Annotated in this window: 18 protein-coding genes and 1 tRNA gene; 13 read left to right on the forward strand and 6 right to left on the reverse strand. The window is 47.9% G+C overall.

The features are described from left to right. Positions 1-22: 22 nt before the first annotated feature. From pstA to F1E05_RS06440, 4 genes are all read right to left on the reverse strand, one after another. Positions 23-1,678, reverse strand: coding sequence for a phosphate ABC transporter permease PstA (pstA, locus tag F1E05_RS06425; protein WP_190303266.1), 1,656 nt, complete (start codon positions 1,676-1,678; stop codon positions 23-25). Beyond that, positions 1,675-3,957: an ABC transporter permease subunit gene (locus F1E05_RS06430; protein WP_150047507.1), complete on the reverse strand. Its 2,283-nt coding sequence runs from the start codon at positions 3,955-3,957 to the stop codon at positions 1,675-1,677. The genes pstA and F1E05_RS06430 overlap by 4 nt, the downstream gene beginning before the upstream one ends. A 448-nt stretch (positions 3,958-4,405) precedes the next feature. Beyond that, positions 4,406-5,395 (reverse strand): PstS family phosphate ABC transporter substrate-binding protein, encoded by a 990-nt coding sequence (locus tag F1E05_RS06435; protein ID WP_150047508.1) that lies wholly within the window; start codon positions 5,393-5,395, stop codon positions 4,406-4,408. Positions 5,396-5,581: 186 nt separating this feature from the next. Beyond that, a complete protein-coding gene (locus F1E05_RS06440) occupies positions 5,582-6,070 on the reverse strand; it encodes a dihydrofolate reductase (RefSeq protein WP_150047509.1) in 489 nt (162 codons plus the stop codon). A 48-nt stretch (positions 6,071-6,118) separates the two neighbouring features. Here F1E05_RS06440 and F1E05_RS06445 point away from each other — a divergent pair, with 48 nt between their 5' ends. From F1E05_RS06445 to F1E05_RS06455, 3 genes are all read left to right on the forward strand, one after another. Continuing rightward, complete coding sequence (locus F1E05_RS06445; protein WP_150047510.1) at positions 6,119-7,141, forward strand: asparaginase domain-containing protein; 1,023 nt, start codon at positions 6,119-6,121, stop codon at positions 7,139-7,141. Positions 7,142-7,202: 61 nt separating this feature from the next. Then, positions 7,203-7,279, forward strand: a tRNA-Pro gene (locus F1E05_RS06450). A 263-nt stretch (positions 7,280-7,542) separates the two neighbouring features. Beyond that, complete coding sequence (locus F1E05_RS06455; protein WP_150047511.1) at positions 7,543-7,848, forward strand: hypothetical protein; 306 nt, start codon at positions 7,543-7,545, stop codon at positions 7,846-7,848. A 111-nt stretch (positions 7,849-7,959) separates the two neighbouring features. Here F1E05_RS06455 and F1E05_RS06460 read toward each other — a convergent pair whose 3' ends face one another. Together F1E05_RS06460 and F1E05_RS06465 are read right to left on the reverse strand one after the other, a co-directional pair. After that, positions 7,960-8,376, reverse strand: a complete 417-nt coding sequence (locus F1E05_RS06460; RefSeq protein WP_150047512.1) for a type II toxin-antitoxin system VapC family toxin — start codon at positions 8,374-8,376, stop codon at positions 7,960-7,962. Further along, on the reverse strand, positions 8,373-8,630 hold the full coding sequence (locus F1E05_RS06465) for a hypothetical protein (protein WP_150047513.1): 258 nt from the start codon (positions 8,628-8,630) through the stop codon (positions 8,373-8,375). Before F1E05_RS06465 ends, F1E05_RS06460 begins: the two co-directional genes overlap by 4 nt. Before the next feature lie 314 nt (positions 8,631-8,944). On the opposite strand from F1E05_RS06465, the gene F1E05_RS06470 reads away from it, so the two are divergent. The 10 genes from F1E05_RS06470 to F1E05_RS06515 all read left to right on the forward strand — a co-directional run bounded on the left by F1E05_RS06470 (position 8,945) and on the right by F1E05_RS06515 (position 18,435). Continuing rightward, positions 8,945-9,175, forward strand: a complete 231-nt coding sequence (locus F1E05_RS06470; protein WP_150047514.1) for a DUF1902 domain-containing protein — start codon at positions 8,945-8,947, stop codon at positions 9,173-9,175. Beyond that, complete coding sequence (locus F1E05_RS06475; RefSeq protein ID WP_150047515.1) at positions 9,175-9,369, forward strand: type II toxin-antitoxin system HicA family toxin; 195 nt, start codon at positions 9,175-9,177, stop codon at positions 9,367-9,369. The genes F1E05_RS06470 and F1E05_RS06475 overlap by 1 nt, the downstream gene beginning before the upstream one ends. A gap of 496 nt (positions 9,370-9,865) precedes the next feature. Next, positions 9,866-10,177 carry an ArsR/SmtB family transcription factor gene (locus tag F1E05_RS06480; protein WP_150051834.1) on the forward strand — a complete coding sequence of 104 codons (312 nt, stop codon included), beginning with the start codon at positions 9,866-9,868 and terminating at the stop codon, positions 10,175-10,177. Between the two features lie 122 nt (positions 10,178-10,299). Beyond that, positions 10,300-10,737, forward strand: coding sequence for a rhodanese-like domain-containing protein (locus tag F1E05_RS06485; protein ID WP_150047516.1), 438 nt, complete (start codon positions 10,300-10,302; stop codon positions 10,735-10,737). 585 nt (positions 10,738-11,322) lie between these two features. Further along, positions 11,323-11,799, forward strand: coding sequence for a protein-export chaperone SecB (gene secB / locus F1E05_RS06490; RefSeq protein WP_150047517.1), 477 nt, complete (start codon positions 11,323-11,325; stop codon positions 11,797-11,799). A gap of 5 nt (positions 11,800-11,804) precedes the next feature. Beyond that, positions 11,805-12,812: an NAD(P)H-dependent glycerol-3-phosphate dehydrogenase gene (locus F1E05_RS06495; protein WP_150047518.1), complete on the forward strand. Its 1,008-nt coding sequence runs from the start codon at positions 11,805-11,807 to the stop codon at positions 12,810-12,812. A 172-nt stretch (positions 12,813-12,984) separates the two neighbouring features. Continuing rightward, positions 12,985-14,073, forward strand: a complete 1,089-nt coding sequence (locus F1E05_RS06500) for a hypothetical protein (RefSeq protein ID WP_150047519.1) — start codon at positions 12,985-12,987, stop codon at positions 14,071-14,073. Between the two features lie 71 nt (positions 14,074-14,144). Next, on the forward strand, positions 14,145-15,857 hold the full coding sequence (locus tag F1E05_RS06505) for a glycosyl hydrolase (protein ID WP_232056803.1): 1,713 nt from the start codon (positions 14,145-14,147) through the stop codon (positions 15,855-15,857). A 46-nt stretch (positions 15,858-15,903) separates the two neighbouring features. After that, positions 15,904-17,004, forward strand: a complete 1,101-nt coding sequence (locus tag F1E05_RS06510) for a polysaccharide pyruvyl transferase family protein (RefSeq protein ID WP_150047521.1) — start codon at positions 15,904-15,906, stop codon at positions 17,002-17,004. 3 nt (positions 17,005-17,007) lie between these two features. Beyond that, on the forward strand, positions 17,008-18,435 hold the full coding sequence (locus tag F1E05_RS06515) for a lipopolysaccharide biosynthesis protein (RefSeq protein ID WP_150047522.1): 1,428 nt from the start codon (positions 17,008-17,010) through the stop codon (positions 18,433-18,435). The last annotated feature ends 1 nt before the right edge of the window (position 18,436 follow it).

An 18,436-nucleotide genomic window follows, 5' to 3' on the forward strand; every position in this document is an offset into this window, starting at 1 on the left:
ACCTATCGTGTTGATTACGAACTTAGTTTTCCAATGCGCGGTATTTCTCGCGAAGGTTGTTGCGGATGGCGATGGCGAACATGTTCAAGCCGACGATCACCATCACCAACAACAAGGACGTGGCGTATACCAAGGGTCTGGCGGCTTCGACGTTGGGACTTTGAAAGCCCACGTCGTAAATGTGAAATCCGAGGTGCATGAATTTTCTGTCCAAATGCAAATACGGGAAGTTGCCGTCCAACGGCAGGGTGGGGGCCAGTTTCACGACGCCGACCAGCATCAGCGGCGCTACTTCGCCGGCCGCGCGGGCCACTGCCAAAATCAGACCGGTCATAATCGCAGGGCTGGCCATGGGCAACACGGTGCGCCATAAGGTTTCCGCTTTGGTCGCCCCCAACGCCAAACTGCCTTCCCTGATGGATTTGGGAATGCGCGACAAGCCTTCTTCGGTGGCCACGATCACGACCGGCAAAGTCAACAATGCCAGGGTCAAAGAGGCCCACAGCAAGCCCGGCGTGCCGAACACCGGAGCCGGCGCGGCTTCCGGAAAAAACACTTTGTCTATGCTGCCGCCGATGATGTATACGAAAAATCCCAAACCGAACACCCCGTACACGATGGACGGTACGCCGGCCAAATTGTTGACGGCGATGCGAATGATGCGGGTGATAAAACCTTGTTTGGCGTATTCGCGCATGTACACGGCCGCGATCACCCCGAACGGTGTGACCACGACGGCCATCAACATCACCATCAACACGGTACCGAATATGGCCGGGAAAATGCCGCCTTCGGTGTTGGCTTCGCGCGGTTCGTCGCTGACGAAGGTGCCGAAATTGGCAATGTATTCGACTGCCTTGTCCCACACGTTCATCGCGTTGGGCCGGGTCAGCTTGACGACCCGCTCCAACGGAATGTTGATTTGCCGACCGCCGGCCTCGGCGACCACCAAGATGCAGCACTTCATCTCTTGGTTGAGCTGAGAAATGTTTTGTTGCAAGGTTTTGTATTCTTGCTCGTATGCCACTTTGCGGGCGGCAAACTCGGCGCGCTTGGCCTCGTTCCATTGGCCTTTCAATTCCAGTCCCCGCTGTTTCAGGCGCAAGCGTTCCAGGTTGTAGTTGATGGCGCCGATGTCCTTGTCCTGCAATTTGTCGATTTTGGCAAATAGCTTCAGCACCTGGGCCAACTTTTCTTGCGCGACTGGCCAAGCGTGTTCGCCTTCGGCGATGACTGCCCGGTTTTGCTTGACCGCGATCAACCGCCCGTAAAAATTGCCCCATTCGCGGCGCTCGACGGTAATCAAATCTTCCGGGGTGGTTTTTTGCACAATGTATTGATCTTGAATCCAGCGAAAGTCGCTACCTAAAATATCGCGATTGCCGGTCTTGACCAAAAATTGCTTTAGATACTCGGCGCCGTTAAGCACCTCGTGGCCGGCCGCTCGCGCTTGCGCTTCCGGCAACAGGGATTGCTCGACTTCTTCGCCGATGATCACCGTTTCTTGGGCCTGTCGATCTTGGTAACGGTATTCGACGATGTCGGACGGCCAAAAATGGCCCAAGCCGCGTAGCGCAATCAACAACAGCAAACCGATTACCAGGATCAGGTTGATACTTACCGCGCCGGCCGTCATCCAAATCCACGGCGAACCGCTTTTAAACCATGCCTTAATCATAACGAACTATATTTTTGTCTCAGATTTTGCCGGATCAACTCAGCCAACGAGTTGACGATGAAGGTAAACATGAACAACACCAGCGCGGCCAGGAACAATACCCGGTAGTGGGTACTGTTGACTTCCGATTCCGGCATTTCCACCGCAATGTTGGCCGACAAGGTGCGTAAACCTTGAAATATGCTGAAATCCATTACCGGGGTGTTGCCGGTGGCCATTAACACGATCATGGTTTCCCCGACCGCCCGGCCCAGGCCTATCATTACCGCGGAAAAAATACCGGGGCTGGCGGTCAGTATCACCACTTTGGCCAGGGTTTGCCAAGGCGTGGCGCCCAGGGCGAGAGAGCCTGTGGTCAAATGCTTGGGAACGCTGAAAATGGCGTCCTCGGCAATCGAAAATACCATAGGGATTACCGCAAAACCCATCGCCAAACCGACTACCAAGGTATTGCGCTGGTCGTAGCCTATGCCCCAGGCTTCGCGCAGCCAGGTGCGCAAATCGCCGTTGAAGAACAAGGCCTCGATGCCGGGACTGACGGCAAACGCCAGCCAGCCGCAGATCAAAATCACCGGCATCAACAGAAAAGCGTCCCAACCGTCCGGCACCAGATCACGTACAGGTTTAGGCGCGAATTGCCAGACGAACGCGAACGCCATGACCCCGGTAGGCACGATCAGCAACATCGCAAAAATGCCGGTCAAATGCATTTCCACGAACGGCGCCAACCACAGGCCGGCTAGAAAGCCCAAAATCACGGTCGGCAGCGCCCCCATGATTTCCACGCCCGGCTTGACGTATTGGCGAATTTCCGGGGCCATGAAATAGCCGGTGTAAATCGCGCCGAACAAGGCTAGGGGAATAGCCACCAGCATGGCGTAAAACGAGGCTTTGAGGGTGCCGAACACCAACGGGGTCAAGCTCATTTTCGGCTCGAAATCGTTGCTGGCGGCCGAAGACTGCCATACGTAGGCCGGTTCCGGATAACTTTCGTACCAAACCTTGCCCCACAAAGAGGTCCAGGATACTTCCGGATGTTCGTTTTCGATGCGCCAGTGATGCAATTTACCGGCGGCGTCCTGCAACAGCAGCGCGTTAGCCCGGGGCGACAGGGCCAAAGCCAAGGGTTTGCCGTTCGAGACTTTCTCCCGAATCAATTTGCGTTCCGCCGTGGCGTTGTACACCCCTAATTCGCCGTTGGCGTCCACCGCCAACATGCCTTTGCGGCGTTGTTCCGCATTAAGCAACAACACCGGCGCATCCGCCAGCTTGAAAGCCCTGAGTTGCTGCACGCTGAAGTGATTTTGTTTGTCGCGCACCAGCGACCATTGTCCGAAGGTGCCGCTGCTGTCACCGATCAACAGGGAAATATCGCCGTTCAAAAACGTCATGTTGGTGATTTGCGCGCCTTGTCGCATCACGTTCAGCTTGTGCCGGATCACCGGTTCGGTTTTATTGCTGACGTCGAGCACGGTTAGATCGCCGTTGTGGTTGGATAAATAGAGTGTGCGCAGTTCTTTATCCAACAACATGAAATCCACGTCGCCTATGCTTGCGGTATCCAATACGGCTTCGCTACGCTCCAGTTCCACCTCGTCGTCGAACATGGACTCCTTTTTTTCCAAGCTGGTCAGGATCAAACGGCCGTCGGCGGTTTTGGCCAGCAAGCTACTGGCCGCGTCGCCCAATTTAACGGCGACTTGTTGAACGGCTTGCCCTTGTTTGTCCAGCACGATCGCGTCTTTGCCCAAGGGGTAACTGATTTGCGGGGTAATCACCCGTTTGTTGTCGGGATAGGTCAATTTGTAGTCCACTTTGGCGACCACGGCCCGGCCGTCGGAAAGCCCGTAAGCCAGAACGCCTTTCGGTAAGTCCCCGAAGGCCCAGCTGCTGATCGTGACGCCTTGCGGTATCGGTAGATCCTCCACCCGGAGAGGGGAACCGTCATCGACTCTAAAGAACACCGCTTTGCCGGTATCGGTAAAGCGTACCGCGATTTCGTTTTGCTCCTCCATCGCCAGCAATGCCGTCGATCCGGCCGCTGGCTCGGGTACGCCGTATTCGCTTACCGCCTGGGCATGGGCCGGCAGCAACAGCGGAAATACCACGTACAGCAAGTAAAAAAAGATCAACACGATAGCGAAGATAATGCTCAAGCCGCCGAAAACCACGGCTTGGGCCACAATCTTGTCCTTCAATAGCCGCCAGCGTTGATAAGCATCGTTAGACGACAACTGTAACAAGGTCGCTTTAGCAGGTGTAAATTGAGGTTCGGGCATAACTGATTCGAGGTAGTGATTTGTGGCATCCCTTAGCGCGTTAGAAGCTGTCGTAAAAAAACCGATCTCGGCTAAATCAGACTCTCCGTTAGAGACTTGATCGACCAAGCCGCCCTCTGCTCTGACAAGCGCTTGGCGGGTGTTTGCCTATTACAACGGCCTCCTTTAAGCCAGGAGGTTAAGGAAACGCGGTCTTAAGCGCGCATCTCCAAAGTGCAGAGCATGGTTAACGTCAACGCCGGTATTGTTGACCTTTTACGCCAAACCTTGCTTGTCGCAACATTCAACGCGTCCTTGACTATAAAAAAGCCGACAAATCACCGCGGTAATTTATCGGCTTTGAAGTTGACGGATCATCAGCGTAATGTTCATTGCCGAATAATCCCGAATATCCTGTAAGCGTCCTTGCCGGCGAATTCCTTGTATGCTTCGTCCGTGGCGGATGAACCTATTCGATCAGCGTCAAGGCTTTTTCAACCGCTTTGGCGGGCAGCGGAATGTAACCGTCTTTCACCACCACTTGTTGGCCGGTTTTGGACAGCACCATTTTCAAAAACTCTTTTTCCAACGGCGCTAAAGGTTCGTTAGGCTTTTTGTTGACGTAAACGTACAAAAAGCGCGACAGCGGATAAGCGCCGGAGGTGGCGTTTTCCGAGGTCGGCTCTACGAATGGGGCGCCGTCTTTGGCGGCCAAGGCCACGGCTTTAACGCCCGAGGTGGTATAGCCGATGCCGGAATAGCCGACACCGTTATTGGAGGTGGTCACCGCTTGCACCACCGACGCCGAACCGGGTTGTTCGTTTACGTTGCTTTTGAAGTCGCCTTTACACAAGGCTTCGTCTTTAAAGAAGCCATAGGTGCCGGAAACCGAGTTGCGGCCGTACAATTGAATGGGTTTGCTGCTCCAGCCGCCGGTCAAGCCGACTTGTCCCCAGGTGCTGACGTCGGCTTCGTGGCCGCATTTACGGGTGGAGGAGAAAATTGCATCGACTTGCGCCAGGCTTAAACCCTTTACCGGATTGTCTTTGTTCACGAACACCGCCAAGGCGTCGATAGCGACCGGAATCGCGGTTGGCTTATAGCCGTGCGCGCTTTCGAAATCGTCGATTTCGTTGTCTTTCATTTTGCGGCTCATAGGCCCCAAATTGGCGGTACCCTCGGTCAAGGCCGGTGGCGCGGTGGAAGAGCCGGCTGCTTGAATTTGAATGTTAACGTTCGGATACAGTTTTCCGAATTCTTCCGCCCATAAAGTCATCAAGTTGGCCAGGGTGTCGGAACCGACACTGGAAATATTGCCTGCTACGCCGCTGGCCGGCGCATAGTCGGGGAGCGACGGATCGACGCTTGCCGGTGCTGCGGCTACGCCGTTAGCCAGAAAAGTGGTGGTGGCAAAGCCGAAACCCAAGATCAATGACCTGAGCTGAAACGTTTTTTTCATATTCTTTCTCAATCAATGTTTAAAACCAGTATCAATACTGCCCTTTGCGGGTGACAATAGTATGAACCGAATATGACAGTTTTGTGACAGCGGTAAATTGTAAGCCGCTACCGAAGTTTGTGCTACTTTCAGCTGAAATTTCCCGGCCGGCCGTTAATCGGCCTTCGCTTCCGATGAGCAGAGCCGTTAACGCATCCGCTGCAGGGTGACGAAGCGATAAGCGAAATCGACGCCGGGAGCGTTGTCCACCCGCTCGCAATTTGTTTGCCGCCATTCACGGCGGTCGACATCCGGAAACAGCGTGTCGCCGTCGAATGCTTTGTCGATCAAGGTCAGATACAGGCAATCCGCAACCGGCAGCAAGGCCTGGTACAAGGTGGCCCCGCCGATGACGAACAACTCCGGCGCATCCGCGGCATAGTTCAAAGCCTCGTCGATACGGGTGAACACCCGGCAGCCCGGTGCGGAAAAACCGGAATTGCGGCTGATGATCAAATTGTCACGACCCGGCAGCGGTTTACCTATCGCCTGATAGGTTTTGCGCCCCATTAAAATAGGCGCTCCCCAAGTGATTTGTTTGAAACGCCGTAAATCGGCCGGCAAATGCCAAGGCATTTGTCCGTTGGCGCCGATCACCCGGTTAGCGGCCATCGCCGCGATCAGTGATATTTTCATGAATTCTGTTTAACATGCCGGCCTACGAAAAAGGCTGGGCATCATACTATGAAACACGTTTTACTGGTTTTTACCGGCGGTACTATCGGCTCGCAGCTCAAAGGCGATACCGTCGATACCGACCCGAACGCCGGCCATTTATTATTGGACTTGTTTGCGCAGGCTTACCCGCAGGCGGAACAGTTTCGCTTCACGTTGTTGAAGCCGCTGCAGATGCTCAGCGAAAACCTGCATCCCGATGCTTGGCGGCACATCGTCGCCGCGTTGGCGCAACAAGATCTCGGCGTTTACGACGGTATTATCGTGACCCACGGTACCGACACCTTGGCGTATAGCGCCGCGCTGCTAGGTATTTACTTTCACCGCCTGAACATCCCTCTGTTGCTGGTTTCCAGCGACTTGCCGCTGCAACATCCGTCGGCAAACGGCCTGCCCAACTTCATCTGCGCCGCCGACTATATTCGCCAAGGCCGCGCGGCCGGCGTCTTCGTCCCTTACCGAAATCCGGGGCGGACCATGCAAATCCACATAGGTACCCGCTTGAGCAATTGTCTGCCGTTGGGTAGCGACTTTATCAGCGTGCAAGACAAGGCTTTTTTAAGTTACCAAGACGGCGAATTTCAGGCTTGCTACGAACTACCCGAAAAGGGGAGGTTCGCCGGCACCTTGCAAAACCAATTCGGCAAAATTTTGCTAATCAGACCATATCCCGGTCTCGACTATCTTTCGTTCGACCTGAACGGGTTCGATGCGGTATTGCACGAGCTGTATCACTCCGGCACCGCCTGCGCCAGCGACGCCTGGGGGTTGCGGCATTCCTTGATAGCCTTCAGCCGCCGCTGCGCCGAGCAAGGCCTTCCGCTCTATCTGGCCCCGGCCCTGCAGAGCGATAGCGCCTACAGTTCCACCCGCGCCATCTTGCAACACGGTGCCCGGATGCTCTGGAATACCGGGTTGGAAGCCGCCTACGCAAAGCTTGTCTTGGCCTACGGCAACTTTAGCGCCGCGCCGGACATCGCGGAATTTCTACAATGCAACCTGGCATGGGAGCACGTGAAACCTACTGTTTAGAATTGCTGAAAATCGCCGGAAATATTTGTTACAATCTCTGCGTTTTTTCCCGCCATGATTGCGGAGTGTAGCTCAGCTTGGTAGAGCACTGCCTTCGGGAGGCAGGGGCCGGAGGTTCGAATCCTCTCACTCCGACCAGTTCAGTTTGTTGAAAATAAAAGATTATTTTCAAATGTCATCGCTTGACACCCTAGAAGAAAATGCGGCGCGTACACTAAAACGTACACCATTCGAAAAATACAACGTAAATCCGGCGTCGTCTTTTCGGCGATCATCAAAAATCAGCTCGGCGAACATTTAAAAAGCAAGACCTTTCAGCGCAAAGGCGACGCCGAAATCTGGGCCAAGCGTATCGAGGCAGACACGGAAAAAAGGAAGCGCTGGGCCTATCCGGCGCAGGCATGACCTTTGTTTTACCCACAAACCACCCTCTCCGATGCACGCCGCAAGGCAACCGAAGCGAGAACAATGTAGCCAACGACATCGATCCCAGCGACGTACGCAAAGAGAAAAAACAAACCCAACAAATCGATAACGAAAACCAAAAACGCATTGAAGCCGGCCTGCCTGTTGTTGGCAGTTTCGGCGAAGTCGCTTTGGAATTTTTCGAAATGATGCAAACCTGGGCCGGCTATCTGGACGGCTTAAAGGTCGGCGCAAGTAATACCGTTCAGAAAGCAAAGATAAATTGCGTAATTCATTCGTGATCAAAGCGGATCAGCTATCTACAGAAAATTGGCGCGATGCTAACTACGGCCCCCAATAGTCTGATACAGCGACTTCATGGATATATAAAACGTGTGGGCAATTTTCCGTTTTCAAGGTAACAACAGATTTTGAAATGGCCGGGTATTTTTCCAGCGATAGGCATGAAAATCGCGCAGGTCGGTGCTGAAAATTCGGCCATGCCCCAAGTCTTCGGCCAGTAGCACCAGCGAAGCGTCGGCCAAATCCATCGGTAAATCGGCGTATTGGTGCATCAGCTCCACGATACGCGCCTTATGCTTATCCTGGATTTCAAACACCTCGAAAGCGCCCAACTGGTACATTTGCATGAAACTCAACTGCGCCGCCACGCCCCGGCGTTTTAACAGAATGTGGCAAACTTCCGTCATTACCGGAAAAGTGGTTATCAAACTTTCATCCAGGGACTTGGCGGCGGCATCGGCTTTGGCATGATGTTTGTCGTTTTTATCGGCCAAGGCAATCCAAAACCCGGAATCGGCGATGATCATGTTTTGTCGCTCCAGTCCAGCATGTCCTTGTAGTTTTCCGACAGATTGCCGTCGCCCGCCATGCTGCCGATAAAGCCGGTTTGCAGCATGATTTGATAAGCTTTTTGACCTTCGCTGAGCGGTGGGCTGACTTGGCGCTGGTAAATTTCATCGATAGCCAGCGAAATCAATTCGGATGTGTTTTTCTGCAAAGCCTTTTCCAGCTCATGCAGCTTTTCGAGATGTTGGTTATCCAGTTCGGCGGTAATTTGCATGACTTTTACCCTTCATTAAAATTGTTATACGCTAAAATCACTAAGATGAATTACCCCACCATCGAGCGCGGGTCATACATCCTCGGATGCATTCTCGATTTCACCAAGTTTATTTTCCCAATCCCAGACCATCTCACGCTGCAAGTCTCGGGCAATCGACTCAACAATTTCCCAACCGTATAGCTGTCGTCGGACAAGTCGAACGAATTGTCTGGGCAGTAGCCCTTTAACCTGGGATCGTAAGCCATGCAGATGTTTAACATCTATTGAGCGACTACTTTACAATGCTTGGGGAACAACAGTGAGGTTTAAACATGCAACCGCTAAAAGTGAATGCCGCATGGGATTCGGAAGCCGGCGTCTGGGTGGCAACCAGCAATGACGTTGAGGGCTTGGCGATTGAAGCCAGTACGATGGATGCGTTGATTGAGCGGCTTAAAATCGTCATTCCGGAATTGATGGAACTGAATCATAAAGAGTTGGCAGACGAAGACTTACCGTTTGTGCTGGATGGTTTCATGGCGAGCCGCACCCACTCGCACTAATGGGCGACTTTACGCCCTTACTTAAAAAGGCACTCACAGCTCAGGGTTGTTATTTTGTCCGCCAAGGTAAAGGAGACCACGAAATTTGGTTTAGCCCTATTTCGCATAAAAACTTTGTCGTCGACGGCAAGATCAAATCCCGCCATACCGCCAATGCTGCCCTGCAACAAGCAGGGTTAGAAAAGCAGTTTTGACCTGATCTGCTCGGAGCGGCCTTCGGGAGACAGGGGCCGGAGGTTCGAATCCTCTCACTCCGACCAGTTCAGTTTGTTGAAAATAAAAGATTATTTTCAAATGTCATCGCTTGACACCCTAGAAGAACATGCGGCATCACCCCAGCAAATAAAAGTCTTGCCGTGGGAGCGCCGCCTTCGTCGTGACGAGGGCGGCGCTCCCACCATGATTTTCCTGGTAACCATGACCAAAACAATAGCCGCATGAGGACTTACCGCGAGGCGGAGATCGGCTTGAAATCGTCCGACAGCATCCCCGGCTGAGCGCAAACGGGAATAGCATGACGGATTGCAGGGTTGAGCCTAAATCGCTAGTCTGTTAGATTCTCTGGCCTTTTGTGACGCCACAAGCGAAAATACGACAATCCTTGCGATAGCAAAACGATAGGCCGCGCTGCCTTGTAATGGCGGTTGCCGCACTATACCCATGCTAAAGCGTTCCCACAGCGAAGACTCGATGGAAGACAACGACGAACACATACCCTACGACGACGGAGACATCAGCCGCGCGGCGCGCTGCCTTAAGGCCATGTCTCACCCTTTGCGACTTAAAATTCTGTGCGTGTTGGGCGATAGATCGGTCAGCGTGCAAGACATCGTTGACCAGGTAGGCACCAGCCAAAGCAACATTTCCCAGCATCTGGCGATACTGCGGGATAAAGGCATCCTGGATTTTAAAAAAGACGCCAATCGCGTCTATTACTACATCGACGACAAGCGCGTGATCAACCTGATCGAAATGATGCGCACGGTATTTTGCGAAACCTAACGCTGATGAAAGCATGGCAAGCGCACCCATGGATATAAAAACGGCGCTGCGCCGCGATTTAAAGGCTGTCTTGCCATCACTTTCATAGTAATTTCATTCAACCGAAACTTTCCGCCACTACAATGGAACAATACATAGAATTTCTAACCAATCATTACCTGCTTTCGTTTTCCTGGATATGCGTTTTTTTCCTGTTGGTTCAAGACTTGATAGCCAACTCCTTCAACGGGTTCGAAAGCGTATCGGCGTTGATCGCAGTAACTAAAATGAACGACGAGCGCACAGTGATACTTGACGTCAGGGAGACAGCGGAATTTACCAAAAGCCACATCGAAAATGCGATTAACGTACCGCTAGGTAAATTGGAAGAAAAACTGCCGACGCTGGAAAAGTACAAGTCTAATCCCCTCATTGTTACCTGCCAAACCGGCGCGCGTTCGGTACCGGCTTGTAAAACGCTCAGCAAAGCCGGCTTTGCTCAGGTCATCAACATGACCGGCGGCATGCAATCTTGGGAAGACAACAAACTGCCGATCAAACTAGGCAAAAGCAAAGACTAAGCTAACGATTCAGCGGGTGCTCGGTTTATCTCGGAGCGGCGATAGTCCGAACGCATGAATACGTAGGAGCGACGCGAGTCGCGAAAAAGACGTAAGAACAACGCAAGCCGCGATTCTACGCCGCAGCCAATTCGCGACTCGCGTCGCTCCTACTGAATACCAAACTGGCTGAATAGTTACAAACTAACGATCATGAAGGCCTGGCAATCGCCCCGGCAAATGAAAGGTAGTTTGGTAGGAGCGACGCATAGTCGCGATGATGGCCTTGCGAATCGTGGTTATGTGTCGTTCCCACCATGACTTTCAGAGTAAAATCCATAAAAACACGGCAATACCCCCGGTCGATAAAAGCCGGAAACAAAGGAACGACGCGAAGACGCGAAAATAGCCTAGAATCACGACCCATGTCATTTAACCGTTCGCCCTGAGCTGGATGGAGGTCGAACGGTAAAGCCGTTCAAGCTTCGCAAAGCGTTGTCGAGCGCGGCCGAAAGGCTCATTGGAACGGCATGGCATGGAAATCGCGACTAGGTGTCGCCCCTACGCGGACTTTCAGATTAAATCTTAACTAACGGAACAGGAAAAATGGCTGAAACCACCCAAACCGGCGAAAAACAATTCGCCATCCAAAAAATCTATCTAAAAGACGTATCCTTCGAGACCCCGAACTCCCCCAAAATCTTCACCTTAAAATGGGAACCCGGCCTGGACCTTAACCTGGGTACCAACGTACAGCCCTTGGAAAATTCCATGTACGAAATTACCTTGAGCATCACCGTCACGGTAAAAGTCGGCGAAACCACCGCATATTTGATAGAGATAAAACAGTCCGGCATTTTTGCCATCAGCGGTTTTACCGAACAAGAAATGGGCCACATGCTGGCCAGCTTCTGCCCGAACATCTTGTTTCCGTATGCGCGCGAAGCCATTGCCGACATCGTCAATAAAGGCGGTTTCCCGCAACTCAACCTGGCGCCGGTCAATTTCGACGCCTTATACATGCAGCACTTGCAACAAAATCAGCAAAATCAAGCCGCTGCCGAAAATAAAACCATCAACTAAACCCTATGCCCCCAAAACTCAGCGTCCTCGGAGCGGGCTCCTGGGGGACGGCACTGGCGATACAGGCCGCCAGAAACGGCTGCGACACCAGGCTTTGGGGGCATAATCCCGGCCACATCCAAAGCCTGCGGCAGACCGCGCAAAACCTGCGCTATCTGCCGGGCGTCGCATTTCCGCCCAATCTCCAGCCAACCGCCGACTTGGCCGCATGCCTTAAAGGCACCGACCTGATTTTGCTGGCCGTGCCCAGCCACGCCTTCAAAGCCACGCTTTATAAGCTGCGAGAGCAACTACAAGAATTAGAGAGCATCCCCTGCATCGTTTGGGCAACCAAAGGCTTCGATAGCGAAACCGGCGCCTTACTCAGTCAAGTTGCCGTTGAAGTATTGGGCGCGCAAACGCCAACCGCCGTGTTATCCGGCCCCACCTTTGCCCAAGAAGTGGCGGAAGGCTTGCCGACCGCGGTGACCGTCGCGTCGGAATACCCGGAAATAGCCGAACAAGTAGCGGGTGTATTTCACAATCACTGCTTTCGGGTATACACCAGTACCGATATGATCGGGGTGCAGGTGGGCGGCGCCTGCAAAAACGTACTGGCCATCGCCGCCGGCATAGCCGACGGCCTGGGCTTTGGCGCCAACACCCGCGCGGCCTTGATTACCCGCGGGCTCACCGAAATCATGCGCCTGGGGATAAAACTGGGCGGCAAAGCCGATACCTTTATGGGTTTGGCCGGCCTTGGCGATTTAATCTTGACCTGCACCGACAACCAGTCCAGAAACCGGCGGTTCGGACTGGCACTAGGTCAAGGCACGGAACAGGCCCAAGCACTGGGCGAAATAGGCCAGTCGGTAGAAGGTATTTCGGCGGCGAAAGAAGCCTACCTTCTCGCGCAGACGCTGGACGTGGAAATGCCGATTACCGAACAGGTTTACCTTGTCTTATTTGAAAAATTAGACCCTAAAAAAGCGGTTCATAATTTATTGGGGCGGGATCAGAAGTCTGAGTGTTGAGCTTGGTTGCAGGATCATAATGGTACTTTTCGAGGATTAGATGTATCGAACAGCTGCGTTTGCAAATATTTGTAAAAATCGAACAAAATTAGCAAGAGTAACTAAAAATGAAAAAAATATTGTCTAGTGTGACATTAGTTGAAGCTTTTTAGATTTTGATGAGATTTGAATAATGGAAAACAAAGCAGAGAAATATGCATTTGGAATAATAATTGCTCTGCTAGGACTTTCTATGTCCGGCATACATGTGTTTAGATATGCGTTTTATCTGTCACCGTTGTTCTGTTTTTTTATATGGGTTGCTTTTGGCGGGTTTAAGTTCTATAAAAAGGCTACACCATTTTTATTGCTATTGTTAGCTAGTTTACCGTCGGTATACGATTTAGATTTCAATGGCTTCAAGATGTTTTATTTTATTTTTGTATATTCGTTTATTTTTTCTATTTTTGATTTTTCTAAATTAGAAATAGACTTTCGCTGGCTGCTGTTATTTTTATTGGTTATTTTTATATTAAATGTTCGAGATATTCTGAGGGCGGGGGGGTTTTCATTTTCAATAATGGATTCGGAATCTTCATTTGAAAGTACGCTGGCATTTCCAGTTGGGCTGGTAGTAATATATTTTTTTACAGTTAAAAGGTATTTGTGGTTTGTTGTGGCGAGCATTTTGTGCGTATTAATGCTAAAAAGAATTGTATTGTTGGCGATTATTGCGTTCATTTGTCTGCGTCTATGTAATAGATCAATCCAAAAGTCTATATTGAATCCATATGTAGTTACTGTTTGTACTACTATCGGACTTGTAGTTTGTATTGAATTCGCTAGTGGAACTTTCGATAAATTAATACGAGATGTACTAAATCAGTCCGCAAACCAACTCGCAATGGGGCGGCAGGTATTATGGGGTAGTACCTTAGAAGCATTAAAATTCAACTACCTAGATTATTTATTTTGGGGGGCGGGTGAAGGTAAGGTTATTTATACTATAGATCATCTATTCAGAACTGGTTTTAAAGTGCAGGATGTGAGGCTGCATAATGATTTGTTGTTAATTACTTTGCAGTATGGAATGTTAATTTTAATTGCCTTCGTTTTTACGCTTAACAATAGGCGTTCTTTGGAGCAGCGAGGGGTGTCTTTATTTATGACTATTATATTTATGACAGATAATGCATTAATTTATCAACATGTAATGGTCTTTTACTTTTTAATAATGGCGCAATTGGAGAGGGCAAGTAAGTCACTAAGTCCGACCTCCTAAAGGTGTGTAATTGTAGTTTATCTCGTCTAGGGGGAGGGCGAATAGATGCTGTTTTGATATTCGGAGGAGTTATGATATATCTCGAGAAACAATTTATGATTGTTATGGTATTAATTATTGTGCAAGGAATTAGGGTAGTTAATGCACAAGAATGGAAAGTCAACTCATGGGGAGCTGTAGCTCCAGAATACGATTATAACCCAATTGATCCTGCTTGCTCGCTGTTATCCGATGACAGTACAAGCACAGTTGGACTAACATCATTCAAGCTGTTATCACGAGGAAATGGTGATGCAGAATTGGTTATACCTTCAGTGCTGAAAGCAAATAAAGGGTATAACTTTCGCGCATGGATCAAAAGTAGTTCGCCTACACAGATAGAGTTATTGTTTAGAAAAGATTCGGCACCATATGAGGCATTTGCTAGCCGAATAATTTCTATATCTAATTGGCAAATACTAGAATTGAATGGAATAAATACAACCGGAGACAATGGTTCAGTTAGGCTAGCTCTGAAAGATATAAATGTGTCTATATGCATGAATTCCGCAAGCGTTAAAGAAATTCCATTGGCGCAAATAGGAATAGATCAGATAAATCAATCTAGTATTTATAAAATTGAAAATGATTTTTTCGGTTTGCATATTAACAAGCTGGGTACCCACAACATTTGGCCCAGTTTTAACCCTGGAACTTTAAGATTATGGGATACCGGTACGACTTGGGCATTGATGCAGCCGCAACAAGCTCCCATAAACTGGACAGAAAACTCAAATGCAAGGCGTTTAGACTATTATATTAAGTATGGTAAAAATAATAATTATAACGTGCAATTCGTTTACACTTTAGGGATGACACCTATCTGGGCTGGTGCAATTAGCCCCACCCGATGCAATTCATCGCCCTATGGAACAAGCTCTTGCACAATGCCTATAGACCCGGATTATTGGCGTAACTATATTCAGACAGTAGGTAATAGATATAAAGGTATTATTAAAGTCTGGGAAGTATGGAACGAAGCAGATGTAAAAAAACATTGGGAAAGTAGTTCAGCTAACATGCTTGAGCTAGTTAAGATTGCTTACCAAGAATTAAAAGCAATCGATCCAGAGAATCAAATTATCGGACCAAATGTCACTACCTATGGGTATCGCTTTCTTTCAGCATTTATTGCTGCCGGCGGAGGCGATTTTGTAGATGGATTTAGCATTCATTCATATACGGGAAGAAATCCACTAGTTTCATACTGGCAGTTAAAAAACCTGAGAGAAATGTTAAATGAAGCTGGGCTAAGTCAAAAAGATATCTGGAATACCGAAACCAATTCCGGCTGTTCTGGAGGGGCAACATGCAATATTTTGTCTAGCGAAAGTGCATTGGCGCAAGGGCTGGTGTTGAACGCTGCCATGGGGGTGAAGAATTATTCTTATTATACCTATGAGGGGTCGAAAACAACAACAAATAATCCACCTTTAGTCGAAAGCGATTTTTCAAGCTTAACCACAACCGGTGTGGTGTACGACACACTAAAAAAATGGATGCTAAATTCATATTTAAAAGTTATTCAATCTGGAGAAAAAGGATTTGTTCTAATCCAAGTCGATAAGAATGGGAATAGAGGATATATTACATGGGCAACTCAAAGTTCTGTGAGTTTGGAGCTAAATGATTTTATAAACGTGAAAAATAAATGGATTTCAAGTGAAAAAAACGGTGAGCTATTAAATTCATCTGTTATTAGTCTAACTGATATTCCAGTTTTACTTTATCCTGACGGTTTTTAGTGAAAGCGATAGTGAAATTATATTTTATATCAATAAGGGGTTCATTGTGACGAATGTGGGGCGAGATAATATATTTTATTTTAACGCGAATACGCAGCACCAAAATTACGGGGACTTGGTTATTAATAGAGAGTTATTGCTTTTAGCACAGTCATACGGGAAAATAAATTTATTTAGAGGGGGGATGCCAAAAAAATACATAGACGCAGTTTGTGTTGGCAGTGAAAAAATACACAATAATTTTTATATTTTTGTGTGGGATATTTTAATAACTGCTTTTATGTGTAAAGTATCTAAATCGAACAGGAAAGTATATTTTCTGCTAAATCCAGGTGGATTTTCAGGAGGCTTAAGTTTTAAATCTTGGATTAAACAACTGGTTATTATTTTGCAGTACAGCGTCCTTTATATTCTTGGCGTGAGAATAATAAGGCTGGGAGCCTCCTTTGGACCTTTTTCCAAGGGGCGTGCTTATATAGAAAGGTTGAAGAATAAGTTTATTTATTGGAATAGTGCTAGGGATAGCGACTCTGTAAGTTACGGGATTGAAAATGGATTGGTAAATATGCATTTTTTCCCGGATTTAGCGTTTTTGACAAAGCCGGTGGCGAGTGGCGACTCATATATATCAAAAGAATATTTTCTGATGAGTTTTCGTTGTGAAGAGTCTGAAAGTTATAATCTTAATCTAAAGGAAGTAGTAGCTAAAATATCTAGCGCTGCCTATAGCGAGAATTTCGGCAAATGTGTTTTTACTAGTCAAGTATTGTTTGATGTAGAGTGGAATATACAGCTGGTGGAGCTGGTTAAACGAAATAATATTGAAGCTTGTTATGAAAATTGCTCAGAAGATGAGTTAATGGGTGTTTATAGTGGGGCGCTTGCAGTATTTAGCAATCGATTGCATGTGTTGTTATTTGCAATGAGGCAGGGAGCGAAGGTTTTTCCAGTAGTCGATATATATAAAAATAAAAAGATTGTTGGGATATTTAAAGATATTGGATTGTCCGATATGATTATAGATATTAATAAGCCATTTGACGGTATTCCTAATGTTTCGCCTGGATATTACGATATTGTTAAAACAATTTTTAACCGAAACTCGGTTAGCGCAGTCTCTACATTTGAAGGTATTCTGTCCTCTTAAAGTATGAGTTTGATTAAAAATGGCCTCTGGGCGACAGTTGGAAATTGGGGGCAGCAGCTGTTTAGCTTTATAACGGTCCTAGTAGTTGCTCGTCTAGTTACACCGGAAGCTTTTGGTTTAATAGCGGTAGCCATGCTAATAATATTATTGTGTCAGCGCATTTTGTTGGAAGGGGTGGCATTTGGAATTGTTCAAAAGGACGACTTGCAATATAGTGAATTATATTTAGTTACATCTTTTTGGTTTGCTTTAGTTTTAAGTATATCGCTCAGCGCGGTTGTCTACTTGACAGCTAATTCAATTGCTAGTTTATTAAAACAAGATGAGTTGGCGCCTATTTTAAAATCCCTTTCAGTTCTGCCTCTCCTTGAAGGGCTTGGAATTGTTCAAGTAGGTGTATTAAGGAGGGGGCTCCGCTATAAAGCATTAGCTATTCGCACTATCTTTTCTAATATATTGAGTGGTGTTGTCGGCGTTTATTTCGCATACACAGGAGCTGGCGTATGGGCATTGGTTTATCAACAATTAGCATCCTCATTCGGGGCAATGTTAACTATATGGTATTGTTCCTCTTGGAAACCAAAATTTAGGTATTCAAATAGCGAGGCGTATCAAATTATCAAATTTGCACTGCCAATGATTGGGAATGCTTTCTTATTTGTGTTTGCGAATCGCTTAGATGTAATGACTCTTGCTATGTATTCCGGATCAGGAGCAACTGGCTTATACAACTTATCTAAAAGAGTTCTTAGAACTATCACAGACATGATTACAAGTGGGGCTCTAAGTGTCTCTCTTTCTGTGTTTTCAGCTTCTGGACCTGATCATATTCAAAAAAAAGATATGTTTGTGAAACAGCTGAAAGCAATTTCGTTTGTTGCTTACCCTTGTTTTATCGGCATTTCAATGACCGCAGTCGAATTGGTGCCTTTAGTATTTGGCCCTCAGTGGATTGATGCTGTTCCAGTAATACAAGTGTTAAGTGTTTTAGGATTAATTCAAACGGTGCAGCTCCTTTGTAATAATTTGTTGATTTCGCTGAATAAAGGAAGTGGGTTATTTTATTTTAACGCTATTAGTATACTTATTCTCGTTGGGTATTTGTATTTTTTTGTGTCGTATGGTGCAATTGGTGTGGCTTGTGCGTTTGTTATCCAATCGATAACTAGCATGCCAATTCTCATTTATCTTGTAAAAAAGAACTCTTATGTTCTCCCTATAGATATTGTTTCAGCAATTAGTGCGCCTCTAGGGTCGGCTGTTTTTATGGCTGTTGTACTTTATTTGGGACATTTGACTTGGGTTTACTCGCTGCCTATTTATTATGAATTACTAGTAAAAGTTTTTCTCGGTGGATTTGTGTACTTGTTATTTTCATTTGTCGTGCAAAAGGAAATGTTTTATTTTTTTGTTAGAATTGGTATTAGATAAG

The sequence above is a fragment of the Methylomonas rhizoryzae genome (genome assembly GCF_008632455.1).
GTDB classification, from domain to species: Bacteria; Pseudomonadota; Gammaproteobacteria; order Methylococcales; family Methylomonadaceae; genus Methylomonas; species Methylomonas rhizoryzae.